This is a genomic window from Enterobacter sp. PL_is379 (genome assembly GCF_055817355.1).
The window spans coordinates 414,070-440,776 of the sequence record NZ_JBVPGT010000030.1 but is presented as its reverse complement, the minus strand read 5'-3'; the positions used below and the strand labels follow the sequence as shown (position 1 = coordinate 440,776).

Sequence of the window (26,707 nt, the reverse complement as noted above, 5' to 3'; positions counted from 1 at the left end):
AACGCAAACCCAACAAAAGGTAAATGACATGAACACGACTCTCTCAGGAAAAATCGCACTGGTCACCGGCGGCAGCACCGGCATCGGTCTTGCCACGGCGCAGGAGCTGGCGGCCCAGGGCGCGAAGGTGTACATCACCGGACGACGTCAGGCCGAGCTGGACGCGGCGGTAGCTGAAATTGCTTCAACGGCAGTGGGCATTCGCGCTGACGTGTCAAAACTGGCGGACCTGGACGAGGTTTATGCCCGGATAGCCAAAGAAGAAGGCCGCCTCGATATTCTTTTCGCCAATGCGGGTGGCGGCGATATGCTGCCGCTGGGCGCGATAACCGAAGAGCAGTTTGACCGGATTTTCGGCACCAACGTCCGCGGGGAGCTGTTTACGGTACAGAAGGCGCTGCCGCTGCTCTCCGCCGGTTCCTCGATTATTCTTACCGGCTCGACGGTGTCCATTAAGGGGACGGCCAACTTCAGCGTCTACAGTTCCAGCAAAGCCGCCGTGCGCAATTTTGCCCGCTCCTGGGCGCTGGATTTGCAGGGCCGTGGGATCCGCGTCAACGTGGTGAGTCCGGGTCCAATCAAAACGCCGGGTCTCGGCGATCTGGTTCCGGAAGAACACCGTCAGGGGCTTTACGACGCGCTGGCCGCGCAGGTGCCGCTGGGGCGTTTAGGCGCGCCGGGTGAGGTGGGTAAAGCGGTGGCGTTTCTGGCCTCCGACGCGGCCAGCTTTATTAACGCCACCGAGCTGTTCGTGGACGGCGGGATGGCCCAAATCTAATCCAGACTGCGCCAGCAGCGGACGTCACGGCCCTCGTGAGAGGGCTGTAACGGCTGGGGACGCTCACACCCCTGCGTTGCCATCGGACAACGGTCGCGGAAGAAACAGCCTTCGGGCAGGCGGCGGTTGCCGGGAAGCTCCGTTTTCCGTAAGGCCAGCGTCTCATCCAGCGGTTCACCGGTGCGGGGAACAGAGTCGAGCAGCAGACGGGTGTAAGGATGGCGCGGCTCGCCAAGCACCTGCGCGGCGCTGCCCAGCTCCACAATCTGCCCAAGGTACATCACCGCCACGCGGTCGCTCATGTGCCTGACCACCGAGACGTTATGTGAGATCAACACGTAGGTCAGATTACGCTGCTGTTGCAGGGTCACCAGCAGGTTGAGGATCTGCGCCTGCACGGAGATATCCAGCGCGCTGGTGGGTTCATCGAGCACGATAATATCCGGATCGGACGAGAGCGCCCGGGCGATGGCAATGCGCTGGCGCTGCCCGCCGGAGAAGGCGTGCGGAAGCCGGTCGAGATACTCCGGGCGAATGCCCACCTGCAGCGCCAGGTTTTCAGCCAGGTGACGACGCTCGCGCTCGCTGCTGCGCTTTTGCACCCATACCGGCTCGGTGATGATGCGCCAGACCGGCAGGCGCGGGTCGAGCGAGGAGAGCGGATCCTGAAACACCATCTGCATGCCGCCCGCGTGGTGCGCCCGCTGGCAGGCGCCGGTGCTGGGCTTAAGCATGCCCATCAGCAGCTGGGCCAGCGTGCTTTTCCCGCAGCCGGATTCCCCGACAATGCCAAGCGTCTCTCCCCGACGGATCTCCAGGTCGAGCCCGTTGAGCGCATGGACCTGTTCCGTCACGCGACCCAGCCAGTTTTTGCGCGCCGCAAAGTTCACGTGCACGCTATCCAGTTCCAGCAGTACATCAGACATGGGCTTTCTCCCGTTGTGGATACCAGCAGGCAGCCTGTTGGCCCTCTGCGCCAGTGGGCTGTAAGCGCGGCGTTTCGCTGCATTTCGCCCCGGCGGCAAAGCAGCGCTCGCGGAACGCGCATCCCTGCGGAAGCTGGCTGAGGTTGGGGACCGTGCCGGGGATGGCGGGAAGCGGGGCGCGCGGCTGGCCGTTTTCCGGCGCGCACTGCAGCAGGCCGATGGAATAAGGATGAACAGGCTGATGGATCAGCGTTTGCGTGGCACCGCTCTCGATCACGCTGCCCGCATACATCACGTACACTCTGTCGCAGAGCTGGGACACCACGGCCATATCGTGGCTGATAAACAGCACCGAGGTGCCGCTGGCCCGTGCCTTGTGCTTCAGCAGGCGCAGCACCTGCAGCTGGACGGTGACGTCCAGCGCGGTGGTCGGTTCGTCGGCGATAATCAGCTCCGGCTCGCAGGAGAAGGCAAGGGCGATCATCACCCGCTGGCGCATCCCGCCGGACAGCTCAAACGGATAGCGCGCCATGACCGCCTTCGCATCCGGGATTTGCATCTCTTCCAGCAGGGTAATCGCCTTCTGCTGCGCCTCATGCCGGGAAAGCGGCTGATGCTGGCGGATCACCTCCACCATCTGTTTGCCAATTCGCCGCGTCGGGTTGAGGGCAGTCATCGGCTCCTGAAAAATCATCGCGACCTTTGCGCCGCGCCACTGGCGAAGCTGCTTCTCGGACGCCGTCAGGACGTTTTCGCCGAGTAACTTCACCTGACCATGATGAATGCGGTAGCTGCCCTCCGGCAGCAGGCGCATGGTGAGCATGGCGGTCACCGACTTCCCCGAACCGGATTCGCCCACCACGCCGACAATTTCACCCCTGCCGATTTCCAGCGAGACGTGGTTCAGCGCGTGGACCTCGCCGCGAAAAATCGGGAAGCTCAGGTGCAGGTCTTCAATCTTGAGTACCGGGTCGGTCATCACTGTTTCCCTCCCGATTTCGGATCCAGCAGATCGCGGATACCGTCGCCAAACAGGTTAAAGCCCACGGCGGTAATCAAAATCGCCGCACCGGGAAACGCGCAGTACCACCACTGGTCCAGGACGTAGTTACGGCCAACGGCCACCATCGCCCCCCATTCGGCGGTGGGCTGCTGCGCCCCCAGGCCAATAAACCCCAGCGTGGCGGCCATCAGGATGGCGCTGCCGATGTCCAGCGACGCCTGCACAATCAGCGGCGGCAGGGCGTTGCGCAGGATATGCCAGCGGATCAAATGCCAGCGGGACGCGCCAAAGGTGCGGGCGGCCTGCACGTAGGTAAACTGGCGCACCACCAGGGTTTGCCCGCGCGCCAGCCGGACGTAAAACGGAATGCGGACAATCGCAATCGCCAGCATGGCGTTAAACAGGCTCGGCCCGAGCGCGGCGGCCAGCGCCATGGTCAGCACCAGGGAGGGAATGGAGAGCATAATGTCCATCATCCGCATGATGATGGCGTCGCCGCGCCCGCCGAGCACGCCGGACAGACAGCCCAGCAGCGAGCCAATGCCGCCCGCAATCACCACCACCGCCAGCCCGGCGGTAATCGACTGCTGGCTGCCCGTCAGCACGCGGCTGAACAGGTCGCGGCCCACCTCGTCGGTACCAAACCAGTGCTGCGCAGAAGGCGCCTGCAGGCGGGCGGTCAGATCCAGCGCGTTCGGGTCATGCGGGACTATCCAGGGTGAGGTCACCATCAGGAAGAGCATCGCCATCATAATGACGCCGCCAACGATCGTGAGCGGACTTTGACGCAGCATCCAGAACAGCTTTGCCCAGTTGATGCGTTGTCTGGCGGTTTTAACCGGGACGGGCGTTTCCTGCGTTAACATCATTCGGCACCTCCGCGCCCGATTCGCGGGTCAATCCACAGGTAAAGCAGATCGACCACCAGATTAACCAGCACGTAGGCTAGCGAAACCACGACGGCAAAGCCCATCACGGCAGGGAAATCGAGCGCCTGAATGGAGGTCACCACCCAGGCGCCCATGCCCGGCCAGGCAAAGACGGTTTCGGTCAGCACGGCGCCGTACAGCAGATCGCCCAGCGCCAGCCCGAGCACGGTAATCGATGGGATCATCGCATTCGGCAGGGCGTAGCGCAGGACGATATACCAGCCGGGCAGGCCGCTGGCGCGCGCGGTTCGGATATAGTCCTCGCTAAGCTGCTCCAGCATCGCGGAACGGACCTGACGCGCCACGATGCCCAGGTGAACAAACGCCAGCGTCAGCGAGGGCAAAATCAGGTGCTGCAGCGCATTGAAAAAGACCTCTCCGTTACCTTCCAGCAGCGCGTCCAGCAGATAAAACCCGGTGACGTGGGCAGGCGGGTCGAGCCAGTCGTCCAGCCTGCCGCCGCCCGGCAGGATCTGCAGATGCCCGTAGAACAGGACAATGACGCCCAGCCCAAGCCAGAAGGCCGGGGTGGAGATCCCGGTCATCGCGATTAAACGCACCAGGTGATCCAGCCAGCGGTTGCGGTATACCGCCGACAAAATCCCCAGCGGCACGCCGATGACCAGCGCCAGTACCAGAGAACAAAAGGCCAGCTCCAGCGTGGCGGGGAAAAAGGCCTTCAGGTCTTCAGCGACCGGACGCCCGGTACGGATGGAGGTGCCTAAATCACCGTGGGCCAGAGCGTCCACGTAGCGACCAAACTGTATATACAGCGGCTGATCCAGCCCTAACTGCTGGCGGATGTTCTGCACGATTTCGTCGCTGGCGCGATCGCCGGCCAGTAGACGGGCCGGATCGCCGGGGATCAGGTGTGAAATAATAAAAGTGATAATACAGACACCGGCCACCACCAGGAGTAACCCCCAACAGCGCTGGCGCACTATGCTCCAGAACGTCATACACTTTCCCCCGGCGAGAACCGTTATTTACTCATGGTGGCGATGTTGAACACCTGCTCGAGCATCGGATTAAAGGTGAAGCCTTTGACCTCTTTGTTCATCGCCAGCTGGTAGTTCTTCTGGAACAGATAAACGTAGGCCGCCTCGTCGATGACCACCTTTTGCGCCTGCTGATAATCTTTGGTGCGTTCCGCCTGGTCGGTGGTTTTCAGCGCCGCCTGCAGCAGGGAATCGACCTCTTTGTTCTCATAGAACGACCGGTTGCCCGGCAGCCCTTTTTTGTCCGATTCGAACCAGTAGTTCATGAACATGTACGGGTCGGCAAAGTCCGGGCTCCAGTTGCCGATAGCAATGTCGTAATCGCCTTTGCCGACGCGGTCGCGCATGGTGGCGTTGGCCAGTTTTTCCAGCTTGACGTTAATGCCGATCTTGCCAAGGCTGGCCTGCGTCGAGAGGGCGATAGGCTCCCAGTTCGGATCGTTGTCTGAGTAGAGGAAGGTCAGGCTGGCGGGCTTATCTTTGACCTTCTCCAGCGCCGCTTTGGCTTTGGCCTCGTCAAAGCTGTACTGCATTGCCGTGGCGTCAAAGCCCCACATGCCTTCCGGGATCGGGCCGCGCATCTGCTTGCCGTTGCCGCTCAGAATGCCTTTCACCATCCCCTGATAGTCCGTCGCCCAGGAGACCGCGCGGCGTAAATCGACCTGGTTGAGCGGCGCTTTGCTGTTGTTGAGATAGAGGTAAGTCACGCGCAGGGACGGGTATTCGGCGACGGCCACTTTCCCTTCCTGCTTCAGGGCCGCAAGCTGATCGACCGGAAGTGAGTCGGCAATGTCCAGGTCACCGCGGGAAAGCTGCAGACGACGCGATGCGCTCTCACCGATAATTTTTACTGAGACGCGCTTGAAGTGTGGCTTCTCACCCTGCCAGTGGGGGTTTGGCACCAGCACCAGCTGCTGGCCTTTCTGCCAGCTCTTCAGCATAAACGGTCCGGAGCCGGCGGTGTTTTGCGCCAGATAGCCGCGCGCATCGTCCGCGGCATTGGCCTTCAGCACCGTCGGGTTAATGATGGAGGCGCCGTCGTTCGCCAGGGTGTAGAGGAAAGGCGCGAACGGCTGGCTGAGGGTGAACTTCACCGTATGCTCATCAACGGCATCAATTTTCAGATCTTTCGGGAAGGCTTCGGACGGCCCCTGGCTGAGCTTCAGCAGGCGCTCAAAGGAGAGTTTGACCGCCTCGGCGGTGACCGGTGTGCCGTCGGAGAATTTGGCGTTATCCGCCAGGGTGAAGGTCCACTCTTTCTGGTCGTCGGACGCCTTCCAGCCCGTCGACAGATCGCCTTCCACCTCGGTAGAGCCTGGCTTGTACTTGACCAGACGCTGGTAGGACGGATAGGTGACGGTCCAGTCGTTGTTATCAATGGTGATGGCCGGATCGAGCGTTTGTGGGTCAGCGGCTTTGCCGATCGCCAGCATGTCTTTCGGGACGGCAGCCAGCGCCAGCGGGGCACTCAGGGCCAGCGTGGCGGCGATCAGCGTCGAGATAAGCGATGTTTTCATGGCAGTGCTCCAGGTTTAAAGAGGGGTGTGCGTCAGTGGAAAACAGGCAAAACGGTCGTCAAGCAGCGGGTAGCTGGCGGCATTCGGCAGTTCAAAGTGCCACCATTCGCTGCTGATACCCACAAAACCGCCGCCAAACATGATGGCGTTCAACAGCAGACGGTTGCGCTGGGCGTGCGGCGGCACGGAGGGGTGATACGGATGCGATCGGTCATGCATTTCATCAAAACCGGCCCCCATATCCAGCACGGCGTTATGTTCATCCATCAGGGTCACGTCGATGGCCGTGCCGCGGCTGTGATTGGAGCCAATCGCCACGTCGACCACGTATTCCGGGTTCGGACAGGCATCCCACAGCTGAGCCTGCGCCTGCTGCGGCCGATAGGCGTCGTAGACCACCAGCTTCAGACCGGCCAGAGAGGCAATGCTGATGGCTTTTGCCAGGGCGGTGGCCGCGTCGGTATGCAGCAGGCACAGCGCCTCCTGATAGATCGGGCGGCCGGTGATGTTGTCGGCGGTGGCGTACTTCAGATCGATATGCAGCGTGGGAAACGTCTTCGCCACATCAATCAGTTCACTCTCTTCGGGCATAGCTCCGCTCCTTTAGCGTTCGAATTGACCAAACTCTTGTTGTAATTGTCGGTTTACCGCCAGACGCGCCGGGAGCGCCTCACCCAGCGCTTCCACCACGCCCGACAGCAGCAGGTTGAACAGACAGCTCACGGGGGCAAGTGAATCCCAGAAATGACCGGTATCGGTTTTCACCTGCAGTAAATCAATCGGGTAATCCCGCGCCCACGGGCACCAGATGTCGGTGATTAAGGCCAGCGGAATGCCTTTCTCGCTCGCGACGCGGCAGTACTGGCGGGCCATCGTGGAGTAGGTGCGCGTGTCGGTCAGCACGACATAAGGGTGTGAAAACCCCGAGTTCAGCGATTCAACCCAGCTGCCGGAAGCGCCCTCCGAATAGCTCACGCGCGGGCGGAGGTATTCAAGGTGGCTGAAGAAGGCATTGGCAATTCCGCGCGTGGACTGGATCCCCAGCACAAAAACCGCGTCCGCGTGGGCGAGGTTGTGCACCACCTGACGAAAGGCATCCGTTTGTGCCAGCTGGTACACCTGCGTGATGGCATCCACCTCCAGCGACAGAGCATGCTGAAGGCGGTTGGGCAGGGGGCGCTGCTGCTGCCAGGAGTCGAGGCGCTCGTTCATGCCCCAGGGCTGGTACGGATCGCGCAGGCTCTTTTTGGCATCCTCCAGGTTGCGATACCCCAGCTTGCGCAGGAAGCGACCGACGGTAATTCCGCTGGTCCCGCTTGCCAGCCCGACGCTCTCCGCCGTTTCAAACGGGATTTGCGCGGCGTGCGCCAGCAGCCAGCTCCCGACCCGCTTTTCGCTGGGTGTCAGCTGGCTGAAGGTCGCTTCGATACGGCTCAACATCTCAGGTTTCGTCGTCATACCGCCTCGCTGTTAACAGGCTGTCAATGGCCGAAAATGTGTTACCTGGTTAACAATGCATGACGCGTGCCATGTTCACAGGCGGGTGAAAACCCGCTGCGCAGTAAACTTCATGCAATATTTGGTTAACCAATGATCAACATTTGTGCAGCGTAGTTCACTTTTGGTGCACTGTCTGACCGGGCAGGTATGAATTTGGTGAATACGTCAGCCTGTTCACATTTTTGATAAGATAGAAGCACTGAGAACATAAAAGGATCCCTCATGGCGAATTTGCCCTGGCGAGTCAGCGTGCGCCTGATCGCGCTTGCAAAGAAAACAGGAATGGTCGTGGGGATCGTTCTGGTCGTTCTGCTGGCGGTGCGGGTGTATCTCTCGCAGCAGGGGCCGGAACTGCATCTCTGGCATACCTGGCGGGCCGATGAGATGTCCGTGCGCGAGCTGGATAACGCCGACTTTGCCGGGTACCTCGCGCGGGAAAAGGCGATTTTCACCGATCTGGATAACGCGGTGACGGCGAAAACAGCGGGCGAGGAACAAACCCCGTTAAACCGCTATTACCGTCATAGCCTGGTGTGGCCCGGTCAGTTTGCCCCCGATGCCAACCGCTCCTTTGTGCTGATGCCAGCCGGCAAGCCCCGCGGCGCGGTGGTGCTGCTGCACGGGTTGACGGATTCGCCATACAGCGTCAGGCGCCTTGCCGTGAACTATCAGCAGCACGGCTTTGTGGCCGTAGTCCCGCGTCTTCCCGGACACGGCACCGCGCCCGGCGCGCTGACGGACGTTGACTGGGAAATGTGGCTGGCGGCCACGCGCCTTGCCGTACGGGAAGCTACGCGTCTCGCGGGTGAGGCTGTACCTCTGCATCTGGTGGGCTACTCCAACGGCGGGGCGCTGGCGATGAAATATGCCCTCGATGCGCTGGACGCGCCTGCGCTGCGTAAACCGCAGCAGGTGATACTGCTCTCACCGATGATCGGCGTGACGGCCTTTGCGCGCTTTGCCGGTTTCGCCGGGCTACCGGCGCTGCTGCCGGCATTTGCCAAAGCGGCCTGGCTGAATATCTCCCCGGAATATAATCCGTATAAATACAACTCTTTCCCGGTGAACGCCGCCCGCCAGTCGTGGCTGCTGACGAAGGCCCTGCAGGAGCAAATTGGCCGCGCGGCGCGGGAGCAACGGCTGGCGCAGCTCCCGCCGGTTCTGGCGTTCCAGTCGGTGATGGATTCTACGGTCAGCACTCGCGCTGTGGTCAGCGGCCTGTTTGACCAGCTTCCGGCAAACGGCAGCGAGCTGGTGATGTTCGATATCAACCAGGCGGCGAGCTTCCGTCCGCTCTTTAAACCGTCATCATGGACGGCCACCACGGCGCTGCTGCCGGTTGCGCAGAGACGTTACGGTGTCACGGTTATCACCAATGCGGACGAGCACAGTTTCTCGGCGGTAGCGAAAACAACTCCGGCAGGCAGCACCCGCGAGACGGTCGTGCCGCTTACGCAGGCCTGGCCGCAGGATGTCTATTCCCTGTCGCACGTTGCCGTGCCGTTCCCGCCGGATGACGATCTCTATGGTCGCGAGCCTGGGGTGAAAAACCGCTATGGCATCAGCCTGGGGACGATTGCGCTCTGGGGCGAAACGTCTGTATTGAGCGTTGGAAAAGAGGCGCTGATGCGGGTCACCTCGAACCCGTTTTACGACTACATGCAGGAGAGGATTAACAGCCGGATCGGGGACGCGAAAAAGTAACGTTCTCTTGTGGCGTGAATATGTTAGGTCGCACTGATTAAGTATGTTAAATAATAGCTTCAAGGCACCTCTCTCTCATCGGAACCCACTTTTGTGCTGACGACTCTGATTTACCGAAGCCAGTTGAATTTATCCCGCCCGTCCACCGAACTGCGGGAGCTGGTGGATCGCGCCAGGGGCCGCAACACAAAACTGGATATCACCGGTGTCCTCCTGGCAAAAGGGAATGACGTTCTGCAAATCCTCGAAGGGTCGGAAGAGAGTGTGGTCAAACTGTTCCACACCATCCGTGAGGACAAGCGGCACAGCGGGGTGGTTGAACTGATGCGGGATTATGGCCCGCGCAGACGATTCGAAAACGTCGGGATGCTGCTGTTCGATCTGCAGACGCAGTCGCCGAAAGAGGTGCTGCAGTCGGTCCTGCATTACAGCAAGCTGGACAGCTATCTCACCTCTGACGATCGGGTGTTCAAATTTATTCAGACGTTTATCATGGGCAAACGTCCGGCCCCGTCGGGCGCGCGCTACACCCCTGAAAAATGGACGCTTTCACCTGAGGCGTTACCCTTTGGCGAACATCTGGGCCTGTTTACCGGACAAACCTGCCAGTTTGCGCTGCAGCCTATTGTCGAGCCCTCGGAAGGGAAGATCAGCTCCCTTGAGGCCCTTATCCGCGGCAACGACGGCGGCAGCCCGGAGCATTTCTTCAGCACTGTCGACCCGGACAACGTCTACGAAGTTGATCTCCAGACGAAAGCGTATGCCTTTGCGCTGGCGGAAAAGCTGGGCATTGGCAGCCATAAAATCGCGGTAAACCTGCTGCCCATGTCGCTGGTGAATGTCCCCGGCGCAGTGGAATTTCTGGTCGATCAGATTAAACAACATGGGCTTCAGCCGGAGCAGGTGGTCATTGAAGTCACGGAAAACGAGATGATCTCCGGGTTCAACCAGTTTAATAGTGCCATCAAGCAGCTTCGCGGTGAGGGGATTGGCCTGGCGATAGATGATTTTGGCTCGGGCTATGCCGGACTTTCGCTTCTGACCCGGTTCCAGCCGGATAAAATTAAAATCGACCGGGAAATTGTCAGCAACATTCACCTCAGCGGCCCGAAGCAGGCGATCGTGCGCTCCATCGTCAGCTGCTGCTCCGATCTTGAAATTACCCTGGTAGCCGAAGGCATCGAGAAAATAGAGGAGTGGTGCTGGCTCGAATCTGCCGGGATCCGACGCTTTCAGGGATTCCTGTTTGCCCGGCCGCAGCTGAATGGCGTCGGCGATATCCACTGGCCGCATCTGGCGCGTTAAGTCAAATTTCCCTCCCGTTATTTCCCCTTAGCCCGGCCTGTGCTTAAATAGCTAAAACGGTTTAACATAGTTTAGCTGCGAGGATCACATGAAGAAAATCTGGGTACTTGGCGATGCGGTAGTGGATTTGCTGCCCGATGGAGAAGGTCGATTACTGCAGTGTCCCGGCGGCGCGCCGGCGAACGTCGCGGTCGGTATTGCCCGGCTGGGCGGCCAGAGCGCCTTTATCGGCAGGGTTGGCGACGATCCTTTCGGGCGCTTTATGGCGAAAACGCTCGCTGACGAGCGGGTCGACGTGAAGTATATGCGCCTTGACCCGGCGCACCGCACCTCAACGGTGGTGGTCGATCTGGATGACCACGGCGAACGCTCGTTTACCTTTATGGTGCGCCCGAGCGCCGATCTGTTTCTGGAATCTGCCGATCTGCCGACGTTCAGCGCCGGGGAGTGGCTGCACGTCTGCTCCATCGCCTTAAGCGCCGAGCCGAGCCGTTCTGCGACCTTTCAGGCGATGGCCGCCATCCGGGAGGCGGGCGGTTACGTCAGTTTCGACCCCAATATTCGCCCGGACCTCTGGCAGGATGAGAACGAACTGCGTCGCTGCCTGGAGCAGGCCCTGCAGAGTGCAGACGTGGTGAAACTCTCTGTCGAAGAGCTGGCGTTTTTAACCGGAGATGTGCAGGTAAACGTCGGTCTGGACACGCTGATGGCGCGCTGCCCGGCGCGTCTGGTGCTGGTCACCCAGGGTAAAGAGGGGGTGATCGCCTGGCATGAGGGCACTGTGAAACATTATCCGGCCACCCCCGTTCAGTGTGTCGATACAACCGGCGCGGGCGACGCCTTCGTCGCGGGGCTACTCTACGGCCTGGCCGACGGTCAGGCGCTGCCACCGGTTATCGCGCTCGCCCAGCGCTGCGGCGCGCTGGCCACCACGGCCAAAGGGGCGATGACCGCGTTGCCCTGGCAGCATGACCTGTAATTTCTCCTCTCCTGGCCGCCATCCGGCGGCCTGAATTGTCGCCTCGATCACACTTACTAAATCGGTTTAGCAAAAAAGATTGCCGATCCAAAATCCAGAGGTTTAGTATCAGCAACCTAAACCGGTTTAGCAATTTAGCACGTTTAATGACTTCTTTTAGGGATGCGACAAAATGTATAAAAAACGCAGACTTGCCGTGATGATAGGCATGCTGGCCGGAAGTACCTCTGTTTTTGCCCAAACGGATATGACAAGTATCGAAGCGCGTCTTGCCGCAATGGAGCAGCGCCTCCAGGCGGCGGAAACGCGTGCGCAGGTGGCTGAGAAGCGCGCCACTGATGCAGAACAAAAAACGCAGCAGCTGGTTGCCGCTCAGCAGCAGGCGCAAACGACGACCCAGGAGGTGGCGCAGCGCACCACCGCGCTGGAGAAGAAGGCGGATCAGACCGGCGGGTTTGAGTTCCACGGCTATGCTCGTTCTGGCCTGCTGATGAACGATGCGGCTTCCAGCAGCAAAAGCGGTCCTTATCTGACCCCGGCCGGTGAAACCGGCGGTGCGGTAGGGCGTCTGGGTAACGAAGCCGATACCTACGTGGAGCTGAATCTGGAGCACAAGCAAACCCTGGACAACGGGGCAACCACACGCTTTAAAGCGATGCTGGCCGACGGTCAGAGAACCTATAACGACTGGTCAGCCGATACCAGCGATCTCAATATTCGCCAGGCTTTCGCGGAGCTGGGCAACCTGCCTGATTTTACCGGCGCGCTGAAGGGCAGCACCTTCTGGGCGGGTAAACGCTTCGACCGCGACAACTTTGACATTCACTGGCTGGATTCCGACGTGGTGTTCCTCGCCGGTACCGGCGGCGGCGTCTACGACGTGAAATGGAACGATTCGCTGCGCAGCAACTTCTCCATTTATGGCCGCAACTTCGGCAGCGTGGAGCAGACCGACAACAACGTTCAGAACTATATCCTCAGCATGAACCACTTCGCCGGCCCGTTCCAGCTGATGGTGAGCGGCCTGCGGGCGAAAGATAACGACGACCGTAAAGATACCAATGGCGATCTCATCAAAACGGATGCCGCCAATACCGGCGTTCATGCCCTGGTGGGTTTGCATAATGACAGCTTCTACGGCCTGCGCGAAGGGACCGCCAAAACGGCGCTGCTTTATGGACACGGGCTGGGTGCGGAGGTGAAAAGCATCGGCTCCGACGGCGCGCTGCTGTCTGAGGCGGATACCTGGCGCTTCGCAAGTTACGGTGTCACGCCGATCGGCGGTGGCTGGAGCGTTGCGCCAGCCGTACTGGCACAGAGCAGTAAAGATCGCTACGTCAAGGGCGATAGCTATGAGTGGGTAACGCTCAACACTCGCCTGATTAAAGAGGTGACGCAGAACTTCGCGCTGGCGTTTGAGGGAAGCTATCAGTACATGGATTTAAATCCGGAAGGTTATAAGGACCGCAACGCCGTGAACGGCAGTTTCTACAAGCTGACCTTTGCGCCAACGTTAAAAGCGAGCAAAATCGGCGATTTCTTCAGCCGTCCGGAGCTGCGCCTGTTTGCCACCTGGATGGACTGGAGCAGCAAACTGGATCATTACGCCAGCGATGATGCCTTTGGCAGCAGCGGCTTCAACGCCGGCGGGGAATGGAACTTTGGGGTCCAGATGGAAACCTGGTTTTAACCCATCACGCTCCCGCCTGGCGGGAGCGTTTCGCACATCATAAAAAGAAGTCAGGCAGAGGTATCTATGGATTTTAATCAAATCGCCCGCGAGCTTATTCCACTGCTCGGTGGCAAGGAAAATATCGCCAGCGCGGCGCACTGCGCAACGCGTCTTCGTCTGGTGCTGGTTGATGACGCGCTGGCGGATCAGCAGGCTATCGGCAAGGTCGACGGCGTGAAAGGCTGCTTCCGTAACGCCGGGCAGATGCAGGTGATTTTTGGCACGGGCGTGGTTAACAAGGTGTACGCCGCGTTTATTCAGGCGGCGGGGATCAGCGAATCCAGCAAATCGGAAGCCGCGGACCTGGCGGCGCGCAAGCTCAACCCGTTCCAGCGCATTGCCCGTCTGCTCTCCAACATCTTTGTGCCGATCATTCCCGCGATTGTGGCGTCCGGTCTGCTGATGGGCCTGCTCGGCATGGTGAAAACCTACGGCTGGGTCAATGCGGATAACGCCATCTACATCATGCTGGACATGTGCAGCTCGGCGGCGTTTATCATTCTGCCTATTCTGATTGGCTTTACCGCCGCGCGCGAATTTGGGGGTAACCCGTACCTCGGCGCGACGCTGGGCGGGATTCTGACCCACCCGGCGCTGACCAACGCTTGGGGCGTGGCCTCTGGTTTCCACACCATGAACTTCTTCGGCCTTGAGATCGCGATGATTGGCTATCAGGGTACGGTATTCCCGGTGTTGCTGGCCGTCTGGTTTATGAGCATCGTGGAGAAAAACCTGCGCCGCGCGATCCCGGATGCGTTAGACCTGATCCTGACGCCGTTCCTCACCGTCGTTATCTCCGGATTTATCGCCTTGCTGATTATCGGTCCGGCGGGGCGCGCCTTAGGGGATGGCATCTCCTTCGTTCTGAGCACGCTGATCGCCCACGCGGGCTGGCTGGCCGGGCTGCTGTTCGGCGGGCTTTACTCGGTGATTGTGATCACCGGTATTCACCACAGTTTCCACGCGATTGAAGCCGGGCTGCTGGGTAACCCGTCGATTGGCGTTAACTTCCTGCTGCCTATCTGGGCCATGGCGAACGTGGCGCAGGGCGGCGCCTGTCTGGCAGTGTGGTTCAAAACCAAAGATGCCAAAATCAAAGCCATTACCTTACCGTCGGCGTTTTCTGCGATGCTGGGCATCACCGAAGCGGCCATTTTTGGTATCAACCTGCGCTTCGTTAAGCCGTTTATCGCCGCGTTGATTGGCGGCGCGGTGGGCGGGGCCTGGGTGGTCTCGGTTCATGTCTACATGACCGCCGTTGGGTTGACCGCCATTCCGGGCATGGCCATCGTGCAGGCCAGCTCGCTGCTCAACTATATTATCGGCATGGTGATTGCCTTCGGCGTGGCGTTTACCGTCTCACTGCTGCTGAAATATAAAACGGACTCTGAATAATGACGTTGCCTTCCCGCTGGCCTGCGATCCTGCAGGCCGTTATGAAAGGTCAGCCACGGGCGCTGGCGGATAGCCACTATCCGCAGTGGCACCCCGCGCCGGTGACGGGGCTGATGAACGACCCGAACGGGTTTATCTGGTTTGCCGGCCGCTACCATCTGTTCTATCAGTGGAACCCGCTGGACTGCGAGCATCGCTTTAAGTGCTGGGGGCACTGGAGCTCTGCGGACCTGGTGCACTGGCGGCATGAGCCGCTGGCGCTGATGCCTGACGAAGCGTATGACCGCAACGGCTGCTACTCCGGTAGCGCCGTGGATAACCAGGGTGTTCTGACCCTGTGCTACACCGGAAACGTTAAGTTCGATGACGGCAGCCGCACGGCCTGGCAGTGCCTGGCCGTGGAGCAGCCGGACGGAACCTTTACGAAGCTGGGGCCGGCTCTGGCGCTGCCGGAAGGCTACACCGGCCACGTGCGCGACCCGAAGGTGTGGCAACACGACGGGGAGTGGTACATGGTGCTCGGCGCGCAGGATGTGCAAAAGCGCGGCAAGGTGCTGCTGTTTAAATCAGCCGATCTGCACGCCTGGACGTCCTGCGGGGAGATCGCCGGTCACGGGGTTAACGGCCTGACGGACGCGGGTTATATGTGGGAGTGTCCGGACCTGTTTGCCCTCGACGGGACACATGTCCTGATCTGCTGCCCGCAGGGGCTGGTGCGCGAGCCGCATCGCTACCTCAATACCTACCCGGCTACCTGGATGAGCGGGGCGTTTGACTATGCCAGCGCTGCATTCGATCACGGCGAGTTGCACGAACTGGATGCGGGGTTTGAATTTTACGCCCCGCAAACCACGCTGGCGGAAGATGGACGCCGCATCCTGATTGGCTGGATGGGCGTACCGGATGGGGAAGAGATGCTTCAGCCCACCCGGGCGCACGGCTGGATGCACCAGATGACCTGCCCGCGCGAACTACGCTATCGCGACGGCAGGCTCTGGCAGACCCCGGCGCGCGAACTGGCGGCGCTGCGTGAAGATGAGCAGAGCTGGCAGGGGCACGTCAGCGACGCGCCAGACCTGGACGCGACGCGCCTGGAGTTTGAGCTGGGCGCATCGCATGTGAATGTCGATTTTGGCGGTGCGCTGCGTCTCACGCTCGATGAGCAGGGTATACGCCTGGAACGCGCGAGCCTGAAAACCGGTGAAACGCTGACCCGCTACTGGCAGGGCGACGTCCGTCATTTGCGCGTCCTGTGCGACCGTTCCAGCGTTGAAATTTTCATCAATCACGGTGAAGGGGTGATGAGCAGCCGCTATTTTCCTGACCATCCGACCCGGGTGCGATTCGAAGGTGCGTCCGATATCACATTACGCTACTGGTCGCTGCGCGCCTGCATGATAGAATGAGGGTTTTGGCAGCCGGATCTAAGTCGTTGTGAGAAAAACAAAACGCGTCACCATTAAAGACATCGCGGAGCTGGCGGGTGTGTCAAAAGCCACCGCCAGCCTGGTCCTGAACGGTCGCAGCAAAGAGCTTCGCGTGGCGGAAGAGACGCGCGAGCGCGTGCTGGCAATTGCAAAAGAGCACCACTATCAGCCCAGCATTCACGCCCGCTCGCTGCGCGATAACCGCAGCCACACCATTGGTCTGGTGGTCCCGGAGATCACCAACTACGGTTTTGCCGTCTTTTCTCACGAGCTGGAAACGCTGTGCCGCGAGGCGGGCGTTCAGCTGCTGATCTCCTGCAGCGATGAAAACCCGGGGCAGGAGACGGTGGTGGTGAACAACATGGTGGCGCGCCAGGTGGACGGGCTGATTGTGGCCTCCAGCATGCTCAACGACGCGGACTACCATAAGCTGAGCGAGCAGCTGCCGGTGGTTCTGTTTGACCGCCACATCAACGACAGCGCGCTGCCGCTGGTGATCACCGATTCCATTACCCCGACGACCGAACTGGTGGCCGACATTGCGCGCCAGCATCCTGATGAGTTCTACTTTCTCGGAGGCCAGCCCCGCCTGTCGCCCACGCGCGACCGCCTGGAAGGCTTTAAGCAAGGGCTGTGTGAGGCCGGTGTGGCGCTGCGGCCCGAGTGGATCATTCACGGCAACTATCACCCGAGCTCCGGATACGAGATGTTTGCTGAACTCTGCGCCCGCCTGGGGCGTCCGCCGAAAGCGCTCTTCGCTGCCGCCTGCGGGCTGCTGGAAGGGGTGCTGCGCTATATGGGCCAGCATAACCTGCTGCAAAGCGATATCAGGTTAGCCAGTTTTGACGATCACTATCTCTACGATTCGCTGACGATCCCGGTGGATACCATTCGTCAGGATAACCGCCAGCTGGCGTGGCACTGCTTTGATTTGATTAGCAAATTAATCGAGGGGGAGACGCCGCAGCCGTTGCAGCGCAAGCTCAATGCCACCCTGCAGCGACGCTATAAGTCAGCGAAATAGCCCGGTTCGATACTTCAATAACTTTAATTAATTTAAGTTTTGGAATGGCCGATAACCATAAGGAATAATTCTCCTTGAGGTATTGGTTTATGTCGTTGAAAAAGTCGTCCCTGATTGTCCTGTTCTCGCTGCTTTTCTTCTTTGTTGTCAGCACCGTCACCAGCGTTGGCCTCATCATTAAAAGTAATAATTCGCTGGATAACGTCAACAAAGAGATCCAGGTTGTGCTGTCCATTATTGACCCGATCAACCATAGCCGTACGCTGCGCGTGCGGGTGATGGAGTATGTGAAGATGGTGGAAGCGGGCAACGCGGCGGACGGCGCTGCAAAGCTTACCGCCGTGAAAGAGGCGCTGACCAAAGCGGATCACGCCTTTGCGGCCTTTATGGCGTCGCCGCGCCTGAGCGATGAAGCGCCGCTGGTCACTGCCTATCAGGATGCCTGGCAAAACTACCGCAATCAGGGGCTGGCGCCGCTGATCGATGCCGCCGAGGCGCACGATGTCGCCAAATTTAACGCGCTGATCCCGGAAGTCTCCCGCCTCGACCGCCAGTACGAGATCGTTCTCGACCAGGTCCTTTCCGTCCACCAGAAATACGCCAAAAGCCTGAACGAAGATGCGAGCAGTAACTTCGTCTCTGGCCTGGCGATCATTGCCGCTATCGCCAGCCTGTTTGTGGTGGTGATTGTCGCCGTCAGCCTGCTGATGAAGCGCTTTGTCTTTGCGCCGGTCAACCTGGCGCGCGAGCACTGCAGCCAGATTGCGGCAGGCAAGCTGGACATTCCAGTGCCGGTGAAGGGGAGTACAGGCAACGAAATCGACCATCTGATGGGCTCGATGGAGCAGATGCGTCAGGCGCTGCTGGCGACCATCGCCCAGGTGCGCGATGCGAGCCATACCGTAACGCACGCAGCCCAGGAGATTGCCTCCGGGAATATCGACCTGGCGTCACGCACCGAGCAGCAGGCTTCGGCGTTAACCCAGACGGCGGCCAGCATGGAAGAGCTGAGCGCGACGGTGGCGAACAATACCGATAATGTGTATCAGGCCGGGAAACTGGTTCAGGACGCGGTGAAAAATGCCCATACCGGTGAAGCGGTAACCCGTGAAGTGATCGACACGATGAATACCATCGCGGCGAACTCTAAGCGCATTGAAGACATCACCAGCGTGATTAACAGCATCGCCTTCCAGACCAACATCCTGGCGCTGAACGCGGCGGTTGAAGCGGCGCGCGCCGGCACGCAGGGCCGCGGCTTTGCGGTCGTGGCCAGTGAAGTGCGCACCCTCGCGCAGAAAAGCGCGGTGGCGGCCAAGGACATCGAAAGCCTGATCGCGCAGTCGGTATCCAGCGTGAAAAACGGTGCGGAGCTGGTGAGCCGCTCCGGCGAGGTGATTGACTCGATTATTTCATCGGTGAATAAAGTAAATACGCTGATGGAGCAGATCTCCGTCGCCTCCGAAGAGCAGAGCCGCGGGATCAGCCAGGTCGGGCAGGCGGTGACCGAGATGGACGGCGTGACGCAGCAGAACGCCGCGCTGGTGCAGCAGTCCGCCGCTGCTGCGGCATCGCTGGAAGAGCAGGCGCAGCAGCTTTCACGGAGTATTTCGAGTTTTAGTTTGCCGGTGCAGGCTTGATGGTATGAGGGAGGCTCCTGGGGGAGCCTTTTTTGTATCTGGTGTAACCCTTTCTGTATAATTCAGGACGTCTCTACAGGCAGCACGAATCTACTAGTAATTATCGCCAGGGAAAATTATGTTAATTATTTTTAGTGGGCTACCCGGCAGTGGTAAAAGCACTATTGCAAAAATCGTTACTCAAAGGCTGGGGGCTGTTTATCTGCGGGTTGATACTGTTGAGCAGGCCATTCGGTCGGTCTCGGAACCTGGTCAAAAAATTGGACCGGAGGGATATTTTGCCATCTATGGTTTAGCAAGTGAGAATCTTAAGCTGGGCTCCACCGTTGTGACCGATTCCGTTAATGATATTAACCTTGTGCGAGATGCTTTCCGCAATATTGCTCTGTCGTTGAATGTCCCTTTCCTGGAAGTTGAAATTGTCTGCTCAGACGAAAAAGAACATCGTTATCGCGTAGAGAACAGAGTCTCTGATATCCCAGGGCTCATGCCTCCTGACTGGGAACAGGTAAAAAACCGTGAGTACGAACCCTGGGGGAGAGAACATCTCATATTGGACACAGCCGTTTTATCAGCGGCAGAGTGTGCAGATAAAATCCTGGAAATAAGGCATAAGATTGCGCTTAACTGGTCTTAAACGATGGACAAGCGCCTGCAATGGCTTAACTGCTTTGAGGATTCGCCTGAATTCAGCATAATTGGCTTCAGGAAATAAAAAGCTTCGTTTTTTACCGGCAACGTAAACCGCAGCGCAATCAGAAATCGGAACCGCGCATTGGAAGAATTAATTCTCAACATGAATTGAGGGGCAACATCGAAAATGGGAAAGCGCAAGAGTGCTCTGATTTATGTCCTGACCGTAATTATATTTTTGCTTATTATCCCTGAGATCATTCTGCGTGTATGCACGTCCGAGCAACTCGGCCGTATCAGCGACTTCACTAGTTTAGGTGGCTTGTTAAATCCACTATTATCCTTGCTCATCTTCCTGGCATTGTTTTCAATCATACTGGCCGTCATTGCTATCGCATTGGTTAAGCGAATTCTTCATAAGCAGTGATTTGCCTGCAAGCGACGCATAGCATCCGCCAGCCGTTACCGCTATGAGTGCAAATTCGGCAGCACAAAAAAATTTATATTCATCCCAGCAATATTTCCCTTCCTCATCCGTCTACCTCATCACAAGCCATAATCAGTTACTGTAAACGAGGTAAACACCATGAGAGATTTTGAACTGCACGGCAGAGGTCACGGACGCGGATTTGGTCGCCACCGTATGGGCAAGGGGTTAGTCATCGGCGCGGTGATTTTCATCGTGCTCGGCCTGCTGGTGATGACCCTGTGGAACGCCTTGCTCCCGGCCATCCTCGGCGTTAAGGCCATCGGATTCTGGCAGGCGCTGGGCATTCTGGTGCTGAGCCGCATTCTGTTCGGTGGGCTGGGGTTCCGCCCGGGGATGTTTGGCGCGCACCGCCGGATGCACGAACGCTGGATGAACATGACGCCCGAGCAGCGCGAGGCGTTTATTCAGCAGCGCCGCGAAGGGTTCGGTCGCCACGGCCGCGGCCACTGCGGCTGGCATGGTCATCGTGACGAAAAACGCGATGACGCCACGCCAAAAGCGCCGGACGCAGAGTGAGCGAGATGAAAGCCGGGGAGGCGGGCGGATCCATGCTGATGTCGGCGCTCAACGCCTGTCGCGCCCGGCTGAAAGCCTTCATTCGCGGGCGGACGTCCGTCCGCGATGATGCCGACGACATTTTGCAGGAAGTGACGTATCAGCTGATGAAAGTGGAGCAGCCGGTCGAAAACGTCGCCGCCTGGCTGTTCCGCGCGGCGCGTAACGAGATGACCGACCGGGCGCGTAAAAAGCGCGAGGTGTCGCTCTCCGGCTATTTTACGGGCGAAGATGACGACGGTTTTCCGGAAGACGAGCTGGCCGAAACCCTGTTCGGCGTACCGCACACGCCGGAGGAGGAGTACCTCAAGACGCTGCTATGGGAAGAGCTGGGGCAGGCGCTGTCTGAACTTCCTCCGCCGCAGCGGGAGGCGTTTGAAAAGACCGAGCTCCACGGCTACAGCATTAAAATGCTGGCAGAGGAGACCGGCGCCAGCGAACAGGCGCTGTTATCCCGCAAGCACAAGGCGGTGCTGTTTCTGCGCACGCGGCTGCGGGACGTCTATGACGCGCTGACGGGCGAATAGCGGCGACAGACAAAACCTTACACTTCCGGCACTTGTAGATTCATCACTATCGTTTATGATCGGGGCGTCTTGTCACTCTGGAATGTTATGCGCAACCGTCAGCTCCTCGGAAAATGGCTTTTGATTATCACCTGTCTCGCGATGGCGCTTTGCCTCGTGCAGCGTGCGGTGATGCTCAACCATTTTTTACAGGGACTGGATCCGCAGATTTCACTGAGTGCAGATGCCCCGGCTCAAACCAGCAGCACTGAACAACCCGGCCCGTCGCCGTGTCAGCTCGGCGCGCACTCGCTGCTTTGCGCCCAGCCGCTGTTCTTCGACGGTGCATTACCGGCCATTATTATCTTCTTCGCGCTGCTGCAGCTGTTGACGCAAGGGCGGGCATTGGCTCCCGTGGAACAGCCCGTTCAGGCGCCGCCTCCCCGAATACACCTTAAAAACTGCGTTTTCCGTGAATGAAAAACATCGTCATCACACGATAATTTTTCACTGTTCACGGAGTACAACATGGTTAACCTCTTCAGGGGATTCGTCTTCCTGTGGCTGTCCTGCATCGGCATTGTCCATGCGGCGGACACCGGCTGGCTGGTTTCCCCCCAAAACGATCACGCCCGCATCCGCTTTCAGGCGGAGAGGGAACAAACGCATGTTAAAGGCCTGCTCACCGTTGAGCTAAAGCCCGGCTGGAAAACCTACTGGCGATCGCCGGGCGAGGGCGGCGTGGCGCCGAAAATCAGCTGGCCGGAAGGCGTAACGGACAGCTGGTCCTGGCCGGTGCCGTCGCGCTTCGATATCTCCGGCATGACCACGCAGGGCTATCACGATAAGGTGACGATCCCGATTACGCTCGACGGAGCGAAGGGCGACACGCTCGACGGGACGCTGACGCTCTCTACGTGCAGCAACGTCTGTCTGCTGACGGACTACCCGCTGCATCTCAATTTTACCCAGCCGGTGGATGAGGGCTTCCGCAGCGCCTTCGGGCAAGCGATGCGCGCCGTGCCGGGCATGTCTGGCGTATCCAAGGTTCTCTCTGCCTGGCTCTCTGGCGACAAGCTGGTGATTACCGGCACGACGGACGGGAAGTGGGACAATCCGGGGATCTACTTTGACCCGCTGGAGGGCGATATTCTGCCCGGCGAGCCGGTCATTAAACATGACGGCACTACGCTTCGGGTGACGGTACCCGTGACCGACGAATGGGGCGAAAAACCCGCCTCATTGGCAGGCAAAAGGCTGTCGTTTGTGCTGACCAACGGCGAACGGGCGCAGCAAACCACCATGACCGTTGGGACCGCGCCCGAAGAGACCTCCGTACCGGACAGCACGGGAAAAATGGTGCTCTTTGCGCTGCTGGGCGGGCTGATCCTCAACCTGATGCCCTGCGTGCTGCCGGTGATGGGCATGAAGCTTAACAGCATCCTGCTGGCGGGATCGGACAGCCGCGCCATCAGGCTGCGCTTTCTGGCCACCAGCGCCGGGATCCTCACCTCCTTTATGCTGCTGGCCGGGATGGTCACCGCGCTGAAGCTGGCCGGGGCGTCGCTGGGGTGGGGCATCCAGTTCCAGAACCCGTGGTTTATCGGCCTGATGGTCGCCGTGACCTTCCTGTTTGCGCTGAACCTGTTTGGGACGTTTGAAATGCTTCTCCCTTCTTCTGCCGCAGGACGGCTGGCGACGGCAGGGGGATCGGGGATCGGCGGCAGCTTCTGCGAAGGAATGTTCGCCACCCTGCTGGCGACGCCGTGCTCCGCGCCGTTCCTCGGTACCGCGGTCGCCTTTGCCCTTGGCGCGCCGCTGCACGCCCTGTGGCTGATCTTCCTGATGCTCGGCGTGGGCATGAGTCTGCCGTGGCTGTTCGTTGCCCTGGTACCGAAAACGGCCATGCTGCTGCCGAAACCCGGCCGCTGGATGAACACGCTCAAGGTCATCCTCGGCATGATGATGCTGGTCTCAAGCCTCTGGCTGGCGACGCTGTTGAGCGTGCATCTGGGCGAGGCGGTCAGCCAGATCGTGATGCTGGCGCTGACTGCCGCTGCGCTGGTGCTGTTCGCGCTGAAGGGGCAAAAATCTTCGCCGCTGTTCTGGCTGGTGGTCATCGCGCTGTCGGCGTTCGGCGGGTATCAGCTGCGCGGTCTACTTAACGCGCCGCCTGACGCACCGGCACAAAACGTTGCGCAAACCATCCCGTGGCAGCCGCTCAGTGAAGAGGCCATTGAGCAGGCGCTGGCGCAGGGGAAACGGGTGTTTGTAGATATCTCGGCGGACTGGTGCGTGACGTGTAAGGTGAACGAGCACCGCGTACTCGGTCAGCCGGACGTTATTGCCGCGCTGCGCCAGCCGGACGTGGTGGCCCTGCGCGGAGACTGGAGCCAGCCGTCCGCATTTATCGCGGATTTTCTGGTGAAGCGAAACCGTTACGCCATTCCGTTTAACGCGGTGTATGGCCCCGGCCTGCCTGAAGGGGAAATCCTCTCGCCGCTGCTGGACAAGCGCACCCTGGTCACCACCCTGAACAATGCAAAAGGCTAACGGTATGATGAATAAACTCTTTATTACGCTTCTGCTCCTGCTTGCCCCGCTTCAGGCGTTTGCTGCCCAGCCGCTGACGCCGGACCAGGAGCAGCGCGCGCAGAAGATGATCGCTGACTTCCTGTTTAACGATCCGAACTCCCCGCGCATCGGCGCGAAAAACCCAAAGCTCACCCTGGTGGTGTTTACCGACTACAACTGCCCGTACTGTAAAAAATTCGATCCGTACCTGGAGAAGATTGTCGAAAAACACCCGGACGTGGCGGTGGTCTTTAAGTTTTTACCTTTCCGCTCGGAAAGTTCGCTGACCGCCGCGCGAGACGCGTTAACCGTCTGGCGTGCGCATCCTGAGCAGTTTATGAAGCTGAACCATACCCTGATGGCGAAAAAGGGGTACCACGATGACGCCAGCATTCAGGAGGCGCAAAAGCGGGCGGGCGTGAGCGTGACGACGCCGGACGAGGAGAGTTTTCTGACGATCAGGCGCAGCCTCATCGTCGCGGAAAAAATGGGGATCCAGGGCACGCCTGCCACGCTTATCGGCGAGGGGCTGCTGCCCGGCTGGGTGCCGTACGAACAGTTCGACGAAATGGTCAGTGACGCACTGAAAAACCGCTAACCTGAAGAGGGCGTGATGCCCCCGACAAACCGGAGAGGGAAATGAAAAAATTACTGTTACTTTCGGCGCTGGCGACGTCAGGGCTGGTACAGGCGGCTGAAGCCATACCGGATGTGGTGAAGCACTTCAGCGAGCAGCAGAACATCAAAATCATCAAGAAGCTGGATGCGCCTGGCGGCGCACCGGCCTGGCTTGGGCAGTATCAGGATATGGGCGTGACGCTCTTTCTTACGCCGGACGGCAAGCACGTGATCTCGGGATATCTTTATGATGACAAAGGGAAGAACCTCAGCGAAGGCTATTTCCAGAAAGAGATCTACGCCCCAATGGGACGCGAAATGTGGAAGAACCTCAACGCGGCGCATCCCCTGAAGGAAGGGGCGGATAATGCCCCGCGTAAGGTCTTTGTCTTTGCCGATCCGTTCTGTCCGTACTGCAAGCAGTTCTGGGCCGAAGCGCAGCCGTGGGTGAAGGCGGGCAAGGTTCAGCTCAACACGCTGCTGGTGGCGTTTCTCAACCCCAACAGCGGGCGTAACGCCTCGGCGATTCTGAATGCGAAAGATCCGGTTGCGGCCTGGCGCGAATATGAGCTCTCCGGCGGCAAAAAACTGCCCAAGCCTGAAGGCGAGGCTTCCCGCGAAACGGTTGAGATCCTACAGAAACATCAGGCGCTGATGGACAGCCTGGGCGCTAACGCCACGCCGGCCATTTACTATCTGAATGCGGAAAATGAGCTGCAGCAGGTGGTGGGAATGCCGGATGCGCAGCAGCTCGAGGCGATGTTCGGGCCGAAGCCGTAAAAAAATACAGGCAGAAACGGGTGTTTCTGCCTGGTAATCACTTAGCTACCCCAGCGTCCACGGAGATAGTTTACCGCCTGCTGGGTCTGCGGCTGGTTCAGGTAATCTTCCCGGAACAGAATAGTGCCGTTGACGTTGGGCAGCGAATCGTTGAGATCGAGCTGCTTTTTCAGCTCCGGCACGCCGCCCTGAACCGTCCAGTCCGGCTCGTTTCTCGACGGTTCGCCCACCTTGTAGAACGCAATGCCGATATACAGGCGCGTGTGGGTCGGCTTCACGACGTCGGCCCACCATTTGGTCAGCACGTCGTAGCGCGCGGCATCCCGGGAGAAGGGCCAGTAAATCTGCGGCGCGATGTAGTCCAGCAGGCCCTGCTGCACCCACTGACGCGTATCGGCGAAGGATTCATCGTAGGCCGCGGCGCCGCGTGTGTCGGAGCCTGCCGGGTCAAAGGAACGGTTACGCCACACGCCCGCCGGGCTGACGCCAAACTCAACGTCGGGCTTTGTCTGCTTGATCGCGCGGGAGACCTGGACGATCAGCTGCTGCGTGTTGTGCCTTCGCCAGTCGGCCTTTGAGGCAAATCCCTGACCGTACTGCCGCCAGGTCTGTGCGTCATTGAGCGCGGACCCCGGCGTTTCGGTATAGAAGTAATCGTCAAACTGCACGCCGTCTACCGGGTAGTTCGCCACCACTTCGGTCACCACTTTGGTTATCCAGTCCCGCACCTCGGGAATGCCCGGGTCGAGCACAAAGCGGTCGCCTGAGATGCGCACCCACTCCGGATGCTGAACATAGACGCTGGACGGGGTCTGATAGGCGGTCCGGTTTAGCGCGGCGATGGTGGACGGCTTCGTGTTGGTCGACACGCGATAGGGGTTGAACCAGGCATGAACCTTCATGCCGCGCTTGTGCGCTTCATCGAGCATAAACTGCAGCGGGTCGTATCCCGGATATTCGCCGACGTTGCCCGTCAGCATATCCGACCACGGCAGAATCTTTGATGACCAGAGAGCCGTGCTGTCCGGCTTCACCTGGAAAAAGACCGTGTTAATGCCGAGATGCTTAAGGTTGTCGAGCTTTGCGATCAGCGCCTGCTTTTGCATCGCGATGCGCTGGTCCGCGCTGCGGCCATTCACCGACGCGACCGGCGGCCAGTCGAGACGCGAGACGGTCGCCAGCCAGATGCCGCGCATCGGCTCGTTTGCCTGCGGCGTCGGTTTACTGACGGTGGGGAGAGGGGTAACCAGCGATTTCGGTGGTTTTGAGGAGCAACTCACAAGTAAAAGCGCGCAGGCAGCCAGCGCACCGATCCGTTTTACGTGTCGCGTCATTTGCGTATTAGCTCTTGATAATCCGACTGTTGGCCCAGGGATTAAAGGCGGGCGCCGCCTGCTCTGTATTTCCCTCATCGTTGAGGGAGTCCAGATACAGGGCTTCCACTTCCGCACGCGCCCACGGGGTGCGGCGCAGAAATTTCAGGCTCGATTTAACGCTGGGGTCTTTTCTGAAACAGTTAATTTTGATGCGGTCGCCCAACTCGCTCCAGCCATATTTCGCCACCAGAGCATTGATCATCATCTCCAGCGTTACGCCATGCAAAGGATCTTTGGAAATATGTGCAGTCATAGGCGTCCGGATGTCTCGATTTTTAGGGGATTGGGGTAAACGCTGAAAGGGTACAAGAAAGCAGG

The 26,707-nt window shown here is 59.3% G+C and carries 25 protein-coding genes; 16 read left to right on the top strand and 9 right to left on the bottom strand.

Annotation, left to right across the window (positions count from 1 at the left end; translation table 11 throughout):
- The first annotated feature begins 28 nt into the window (after nt 1–28).
- Nucleotides 29–778 carry an SDR family NAD(P)-dependent oxidoreductase gene (locus tag AC0TOY_RS16265; protein WP_473722160.1) on the top strand — a complete coding sequence of 250 codons (750 nt, stop codon included), beginning with the start codon at nt 29–31 and terminating at the stop codon, nt 776–778.
- On the opposite strand, the gene AC0TOY_RS16260 is transcribed toward AC0TOY_RS16265, so the two are convergent.
- Genes AC0TOY_RS16260 through AC0TOY_RS16230 form a run of 7 tightly spaced genes read right to left on the bottom strand, consistent with a single transcriptional unit; the run spans nt 775 to nt 7,609 of the window.
- Nucleotides 775–1,704, bottom strand: coding sequence for an oligopeptide/dipeptide ABC transporter ATP-binding protein (locus AC0TOY_RS16260; RefSeq protein WP_148768490.1), 930 nt, complete (start codon nt 1,702–1,704; stop codon nt 775–777). The genes AC0TOY_RS16265 and AC0TOY_RS16260 overlap by 4 nt on opposite strands.
- Complete coding sequence (locus AC0TOY_RS16255; protein ID WP_473722159.1) at nt 1,697–2,683, bottom strand: ABC transporter ATP-binding protein; 987 nt, start codon at nt 2,681–2,683, stop codon at nt 1,697–1,699. Before AC0TOY_RS16255 ends, AC0TOY_RS16260 begins: the two co-directional genes overlap by 8 nt.
- Nucleotides 2,683–3,576: a D,D-dipeptide ABC transporter permease gene (gene ddpC / locus AC0TOY_RS16250; RefSeq protein ID WP_061715080.1), complete on the bottom strand. Its 894-nt coding sequence runs from the start codon at nt 3,574–3,576 to the stop codon at nt 2,683–2,685. Before ddpC ends, AC0TOY_RS16255 begins: the two co-directional genes overlap by 1 nt.
- On the bottom strand, nt 3,573–4,595 hold the full coding sequence (locus AC0TOY_RS16245) for an ABC transporter permease (protein WP_473722157.1): 1,023 nt from the start codon (nt 4,593–4,595) through the stop codon (nt 3,573–3,575). Before AC0TOY_RS16245 ends, ddpC begins: the two co-directional genes overlap by 4 nt.
- Nucleotides 4,596–4,618: 23 nt before the next feature.
- On the bottom strand, nt 4,619–6,151 hold the full coding sequence (locus tag AC0TOY_RS16240; protein WP_024909541.1) for an ABC transporter substrate-binding protein: 1,533 nt from the start codon (nt 6,149–6,151) through the stop codon (nt 4,619–4,621).
- Between the two features lie 15 nt (nt 6,152–6,166).
- Entirely contained in the window at nt 6,167–6,742 is a 576-nt protein-coding gene (gene ddpX, locus AC0TOY_RS16235; RefSeq protein WP_024909540.1) for a D-alanyl-D-alanine dipeptidase, read from the bottom strand.
- A gap of 12 nt (nt 6,743–6,754) precedes the next feature.
- Nucleotides 6,755–7,609: a MurR/RpiR family transcriptional regulator gene (locus AC0TOY_RS16230; RefSeq protein WP_024909539.1), complete on the bottom strand. Its 855-nt coding sequence runs from the start codon at nt 7,607–7,609 to the stop codon at nt 6,755–6,757.
- A gap of 264 nt (nt 7,610–7,873) precedes the next feature.
- On the opposite strand from AC0TOY_RS16230, the gene AC0TOY_RS16225 reads away from it, so the two are divergent.
- The 15 genes from AC0TOY_RS16225 to dsbG all read left to right on the top strand — a co-directional run bounded on the left by AC0TOY_RS16225 (nt 7,874) and on the right by dsbG (nt 25,013).
- Entirely contained in the window at nt 7,874–9,355 is a 1,482-nt protein-coding gene (locus AC0TOY_RS16225; protein WP_407820881.1) for an alpha/beta hydrolase, read from the top strand.
- A 93-nt stretch (nt 9,356–9,448) separates the two neighbouring features.
- On the top strand, nt 9,449–10,660 hold the full coding sequence (locus AC0TOY_RS16220) for a diguanylate phosphodiesterase (RefSeq protein ID WP_473722155.1): 1,212 nt from the start codon (nt 9,449–9,451) through the stop codon (nt 10,658–10,660).
- 88 nt (nt 10,661–10,748) lie between these two features.
- On the top strand, nt 10,749–11,639 hold the full coding sequence (locus tag AC0TOY_RS16215; protein WP_473722154.1) for an aminoimidazole riboside kinase: 891 nt from the start codon (nt 10,749–10,751) through the stop codon (nt 11,637–11,639).
- A 172-nt stretch (nt 11,640–11,811) separates the two neighbouring features.
- Nucleotides 11,812–13,329 (top strand): carbohydrate porin, encoded by a 1,518-nt coding sequence (locus AC0TOY_RS16210; RefSeq protein ID WP_024909535.1) that lies wholly within the window; start codon nt 11,812–11,814, stop codon nt 13,327–13,329.
- 66 nt (nt 13,330–13,395) lie between these two features.
- A complete protein-coding gene (locus tag AC0TOY_RS16205) occupies nt 13,396–14,766 on the top strand; it encodes a sucrose-specific PTS transporter subunit IIBC (RefSeq protein WP_024909534.1) in 1,371 nt (456 codons plus the stop codon).
- Nucleotides 14,766–16,172 (top strand): sucrose-6-phosphate hydrolase, encoded by a 1,407-nt coding sequence (locus AC0TOY_RS16200; RefSeq protein ID WP_473722153.1) that lies wholly within the window; start codon nt 14,766–14,768, stop codon nt 16,170–16,172. The genes AC0TOY_RS16205 and AC0TOY_RS16200 overlap by 1 nt, the downstream gene beginning before the upstream one ends.
- A 28-nt stretch (nt 16,173–16,200) precedes the next feature.
- Nucleotides 16,201–17,217: a LacI family DNA-binding transcriptional regulator gene (locus tag AC0TOY_RS16195; protein ID WP_262763662.1), complete on the top strand. Its 1,017-nt coding sequence runs from the start codon at nt 16,201–16,203 to the stop codon at nt 17,215–17,217.
- A gap of 89 nt (nt 17,218–17,306) precedes the next feature.
- A complete protein-coding gene (locus AC0TOY_RS16190) occupies nt 17,307–18,857 on the top strand; it encodes a methyl-accepting chemotaxis protein (protein ID WP_024909531.1) in 1,551 nt (516 codons plus the stop codon).
- Nucleotides 18,858–18,975: 118 nt separating this feature from the next.
- Nucleotides 18,976–19,494, top strand: a complete 519-nt coding sequence (locus AC0TOY_RS16185; RefSeq protein ID WP_061715086.1) for a P-loop nucleotide/nucleoside kinase family protein — start codon at nt 18,976–18,978, stop codon at nt 19,492–19,494.
- Between the two features lie 582 nt (nt 19,495–20,076).
- Nucleotides 20,077–20,496 carry a hypothetical protein gene (locus tag AC0TOY_RS16180; protein WP_061715087.1) on the top strand — a complete coding sequence of 140 codons (420 nt, stop codon included), beginning with the start codon at nt 20,077–20,079 and terminating at the stop codon, nt 20,494–20,496.
- A gap of 5 nt (nt 20,497–20,501) precedes the next feature.
- On the top strand, nt 20,502–21,062 hold the full coding sequence (locus AC0TOY_RS16175; RefSeq protein ID WP_023327516.1) for an RNA polymerase sigma factor: 561 nt from the start codon (nt 20,502–20,504) through the stop codon (nt 21,060–21,062).
- Between the two features lie 87 nt (nt 21,063–21,149).
- On the top strand, nt 21,150–21,521 hold the full coding sequence (locus AC0TOY_RS16170) for a hypothetical protein (protein WP_048992352.1): 372 nt from the start codon (nt 21,150–21,152) through the stop codon (nt 21,519–21,521).
- Between the two features lie 48 nt (nt 21,522–21,569).
- Nucleotides 21,570–23,594 carry a protein-disulfide reductase DsbD family protein gene (locus AC0TOY_RS16165; RefSeq protein WP_473722151.1) on the top strand — a complete coding sequence of 675 codons (2,025 nt, stop codon included), beginning with the start codon at nt 21,570–21,572 and terminating at the stop codon, nt 23,592–23,594.
- A 7-nt stretch (nt 23,595–23,601) separates the two neighbouring features.
- Nucleotides 23,602–24,213, top strand: a complete 612-nt coding sequence (locus AC0TOY_RS16160) for a DsbA family protein (RefSeq protein WP_473712944.1) — start codon at nt 23,602–23,604, stop codon at nt 24,211–24,213.
- A 41-nt stretch (nt 24,214–24,254) separates the two neighbouring features.
- Nucleotides 24,255–25,013: a thiol:disulfide interchange protein DsbG gene (gene dsbG, locus AC0TOY_RS16155; RefSeq protein ID WP_148768750.1), complete on the top strand. Its 759-nt coding sequence runs from the start codon at nt 24,255–24,257 to the stop codon at nt 25,011–25,013.
- A 41-nt stretch (nt 25,014–25,054) separates the two neighbouring features.
- On the opposite strand, the gene AC0TOY_RS16150 is transcribed toward dsbG, so the two are convergent.
- Together AC0TOY_RS16150 and AC0TOY_RS16145 are read right to left on the bottom strand one after the other, a co-directional pair.
- Complete coding sequence (locus tag AC0TOY_RS16150; RefSeq protein WP_290093028.1) at nt 25,055–26,347, bottom strand: glycoside hydrolase family 10-like protein; 1,293 nt, start codon at nt 26,345–26,347, stop codon at nt 25,055–25,057.
- 7 nt (nt 26,348–26,354) lie between these two features.
- A complete protein-coding gene (locus AC0TOY_RS16145; RefSeq protein WP_024909521.1) occupies nt 26,355–26,642 on the bottom strand; it encodes a VF530 family protein in 288 nt (95 codons plus the stop codon).
- Nucleotides 26,643–26,707 lie beyond the last annotated feature (65 nt).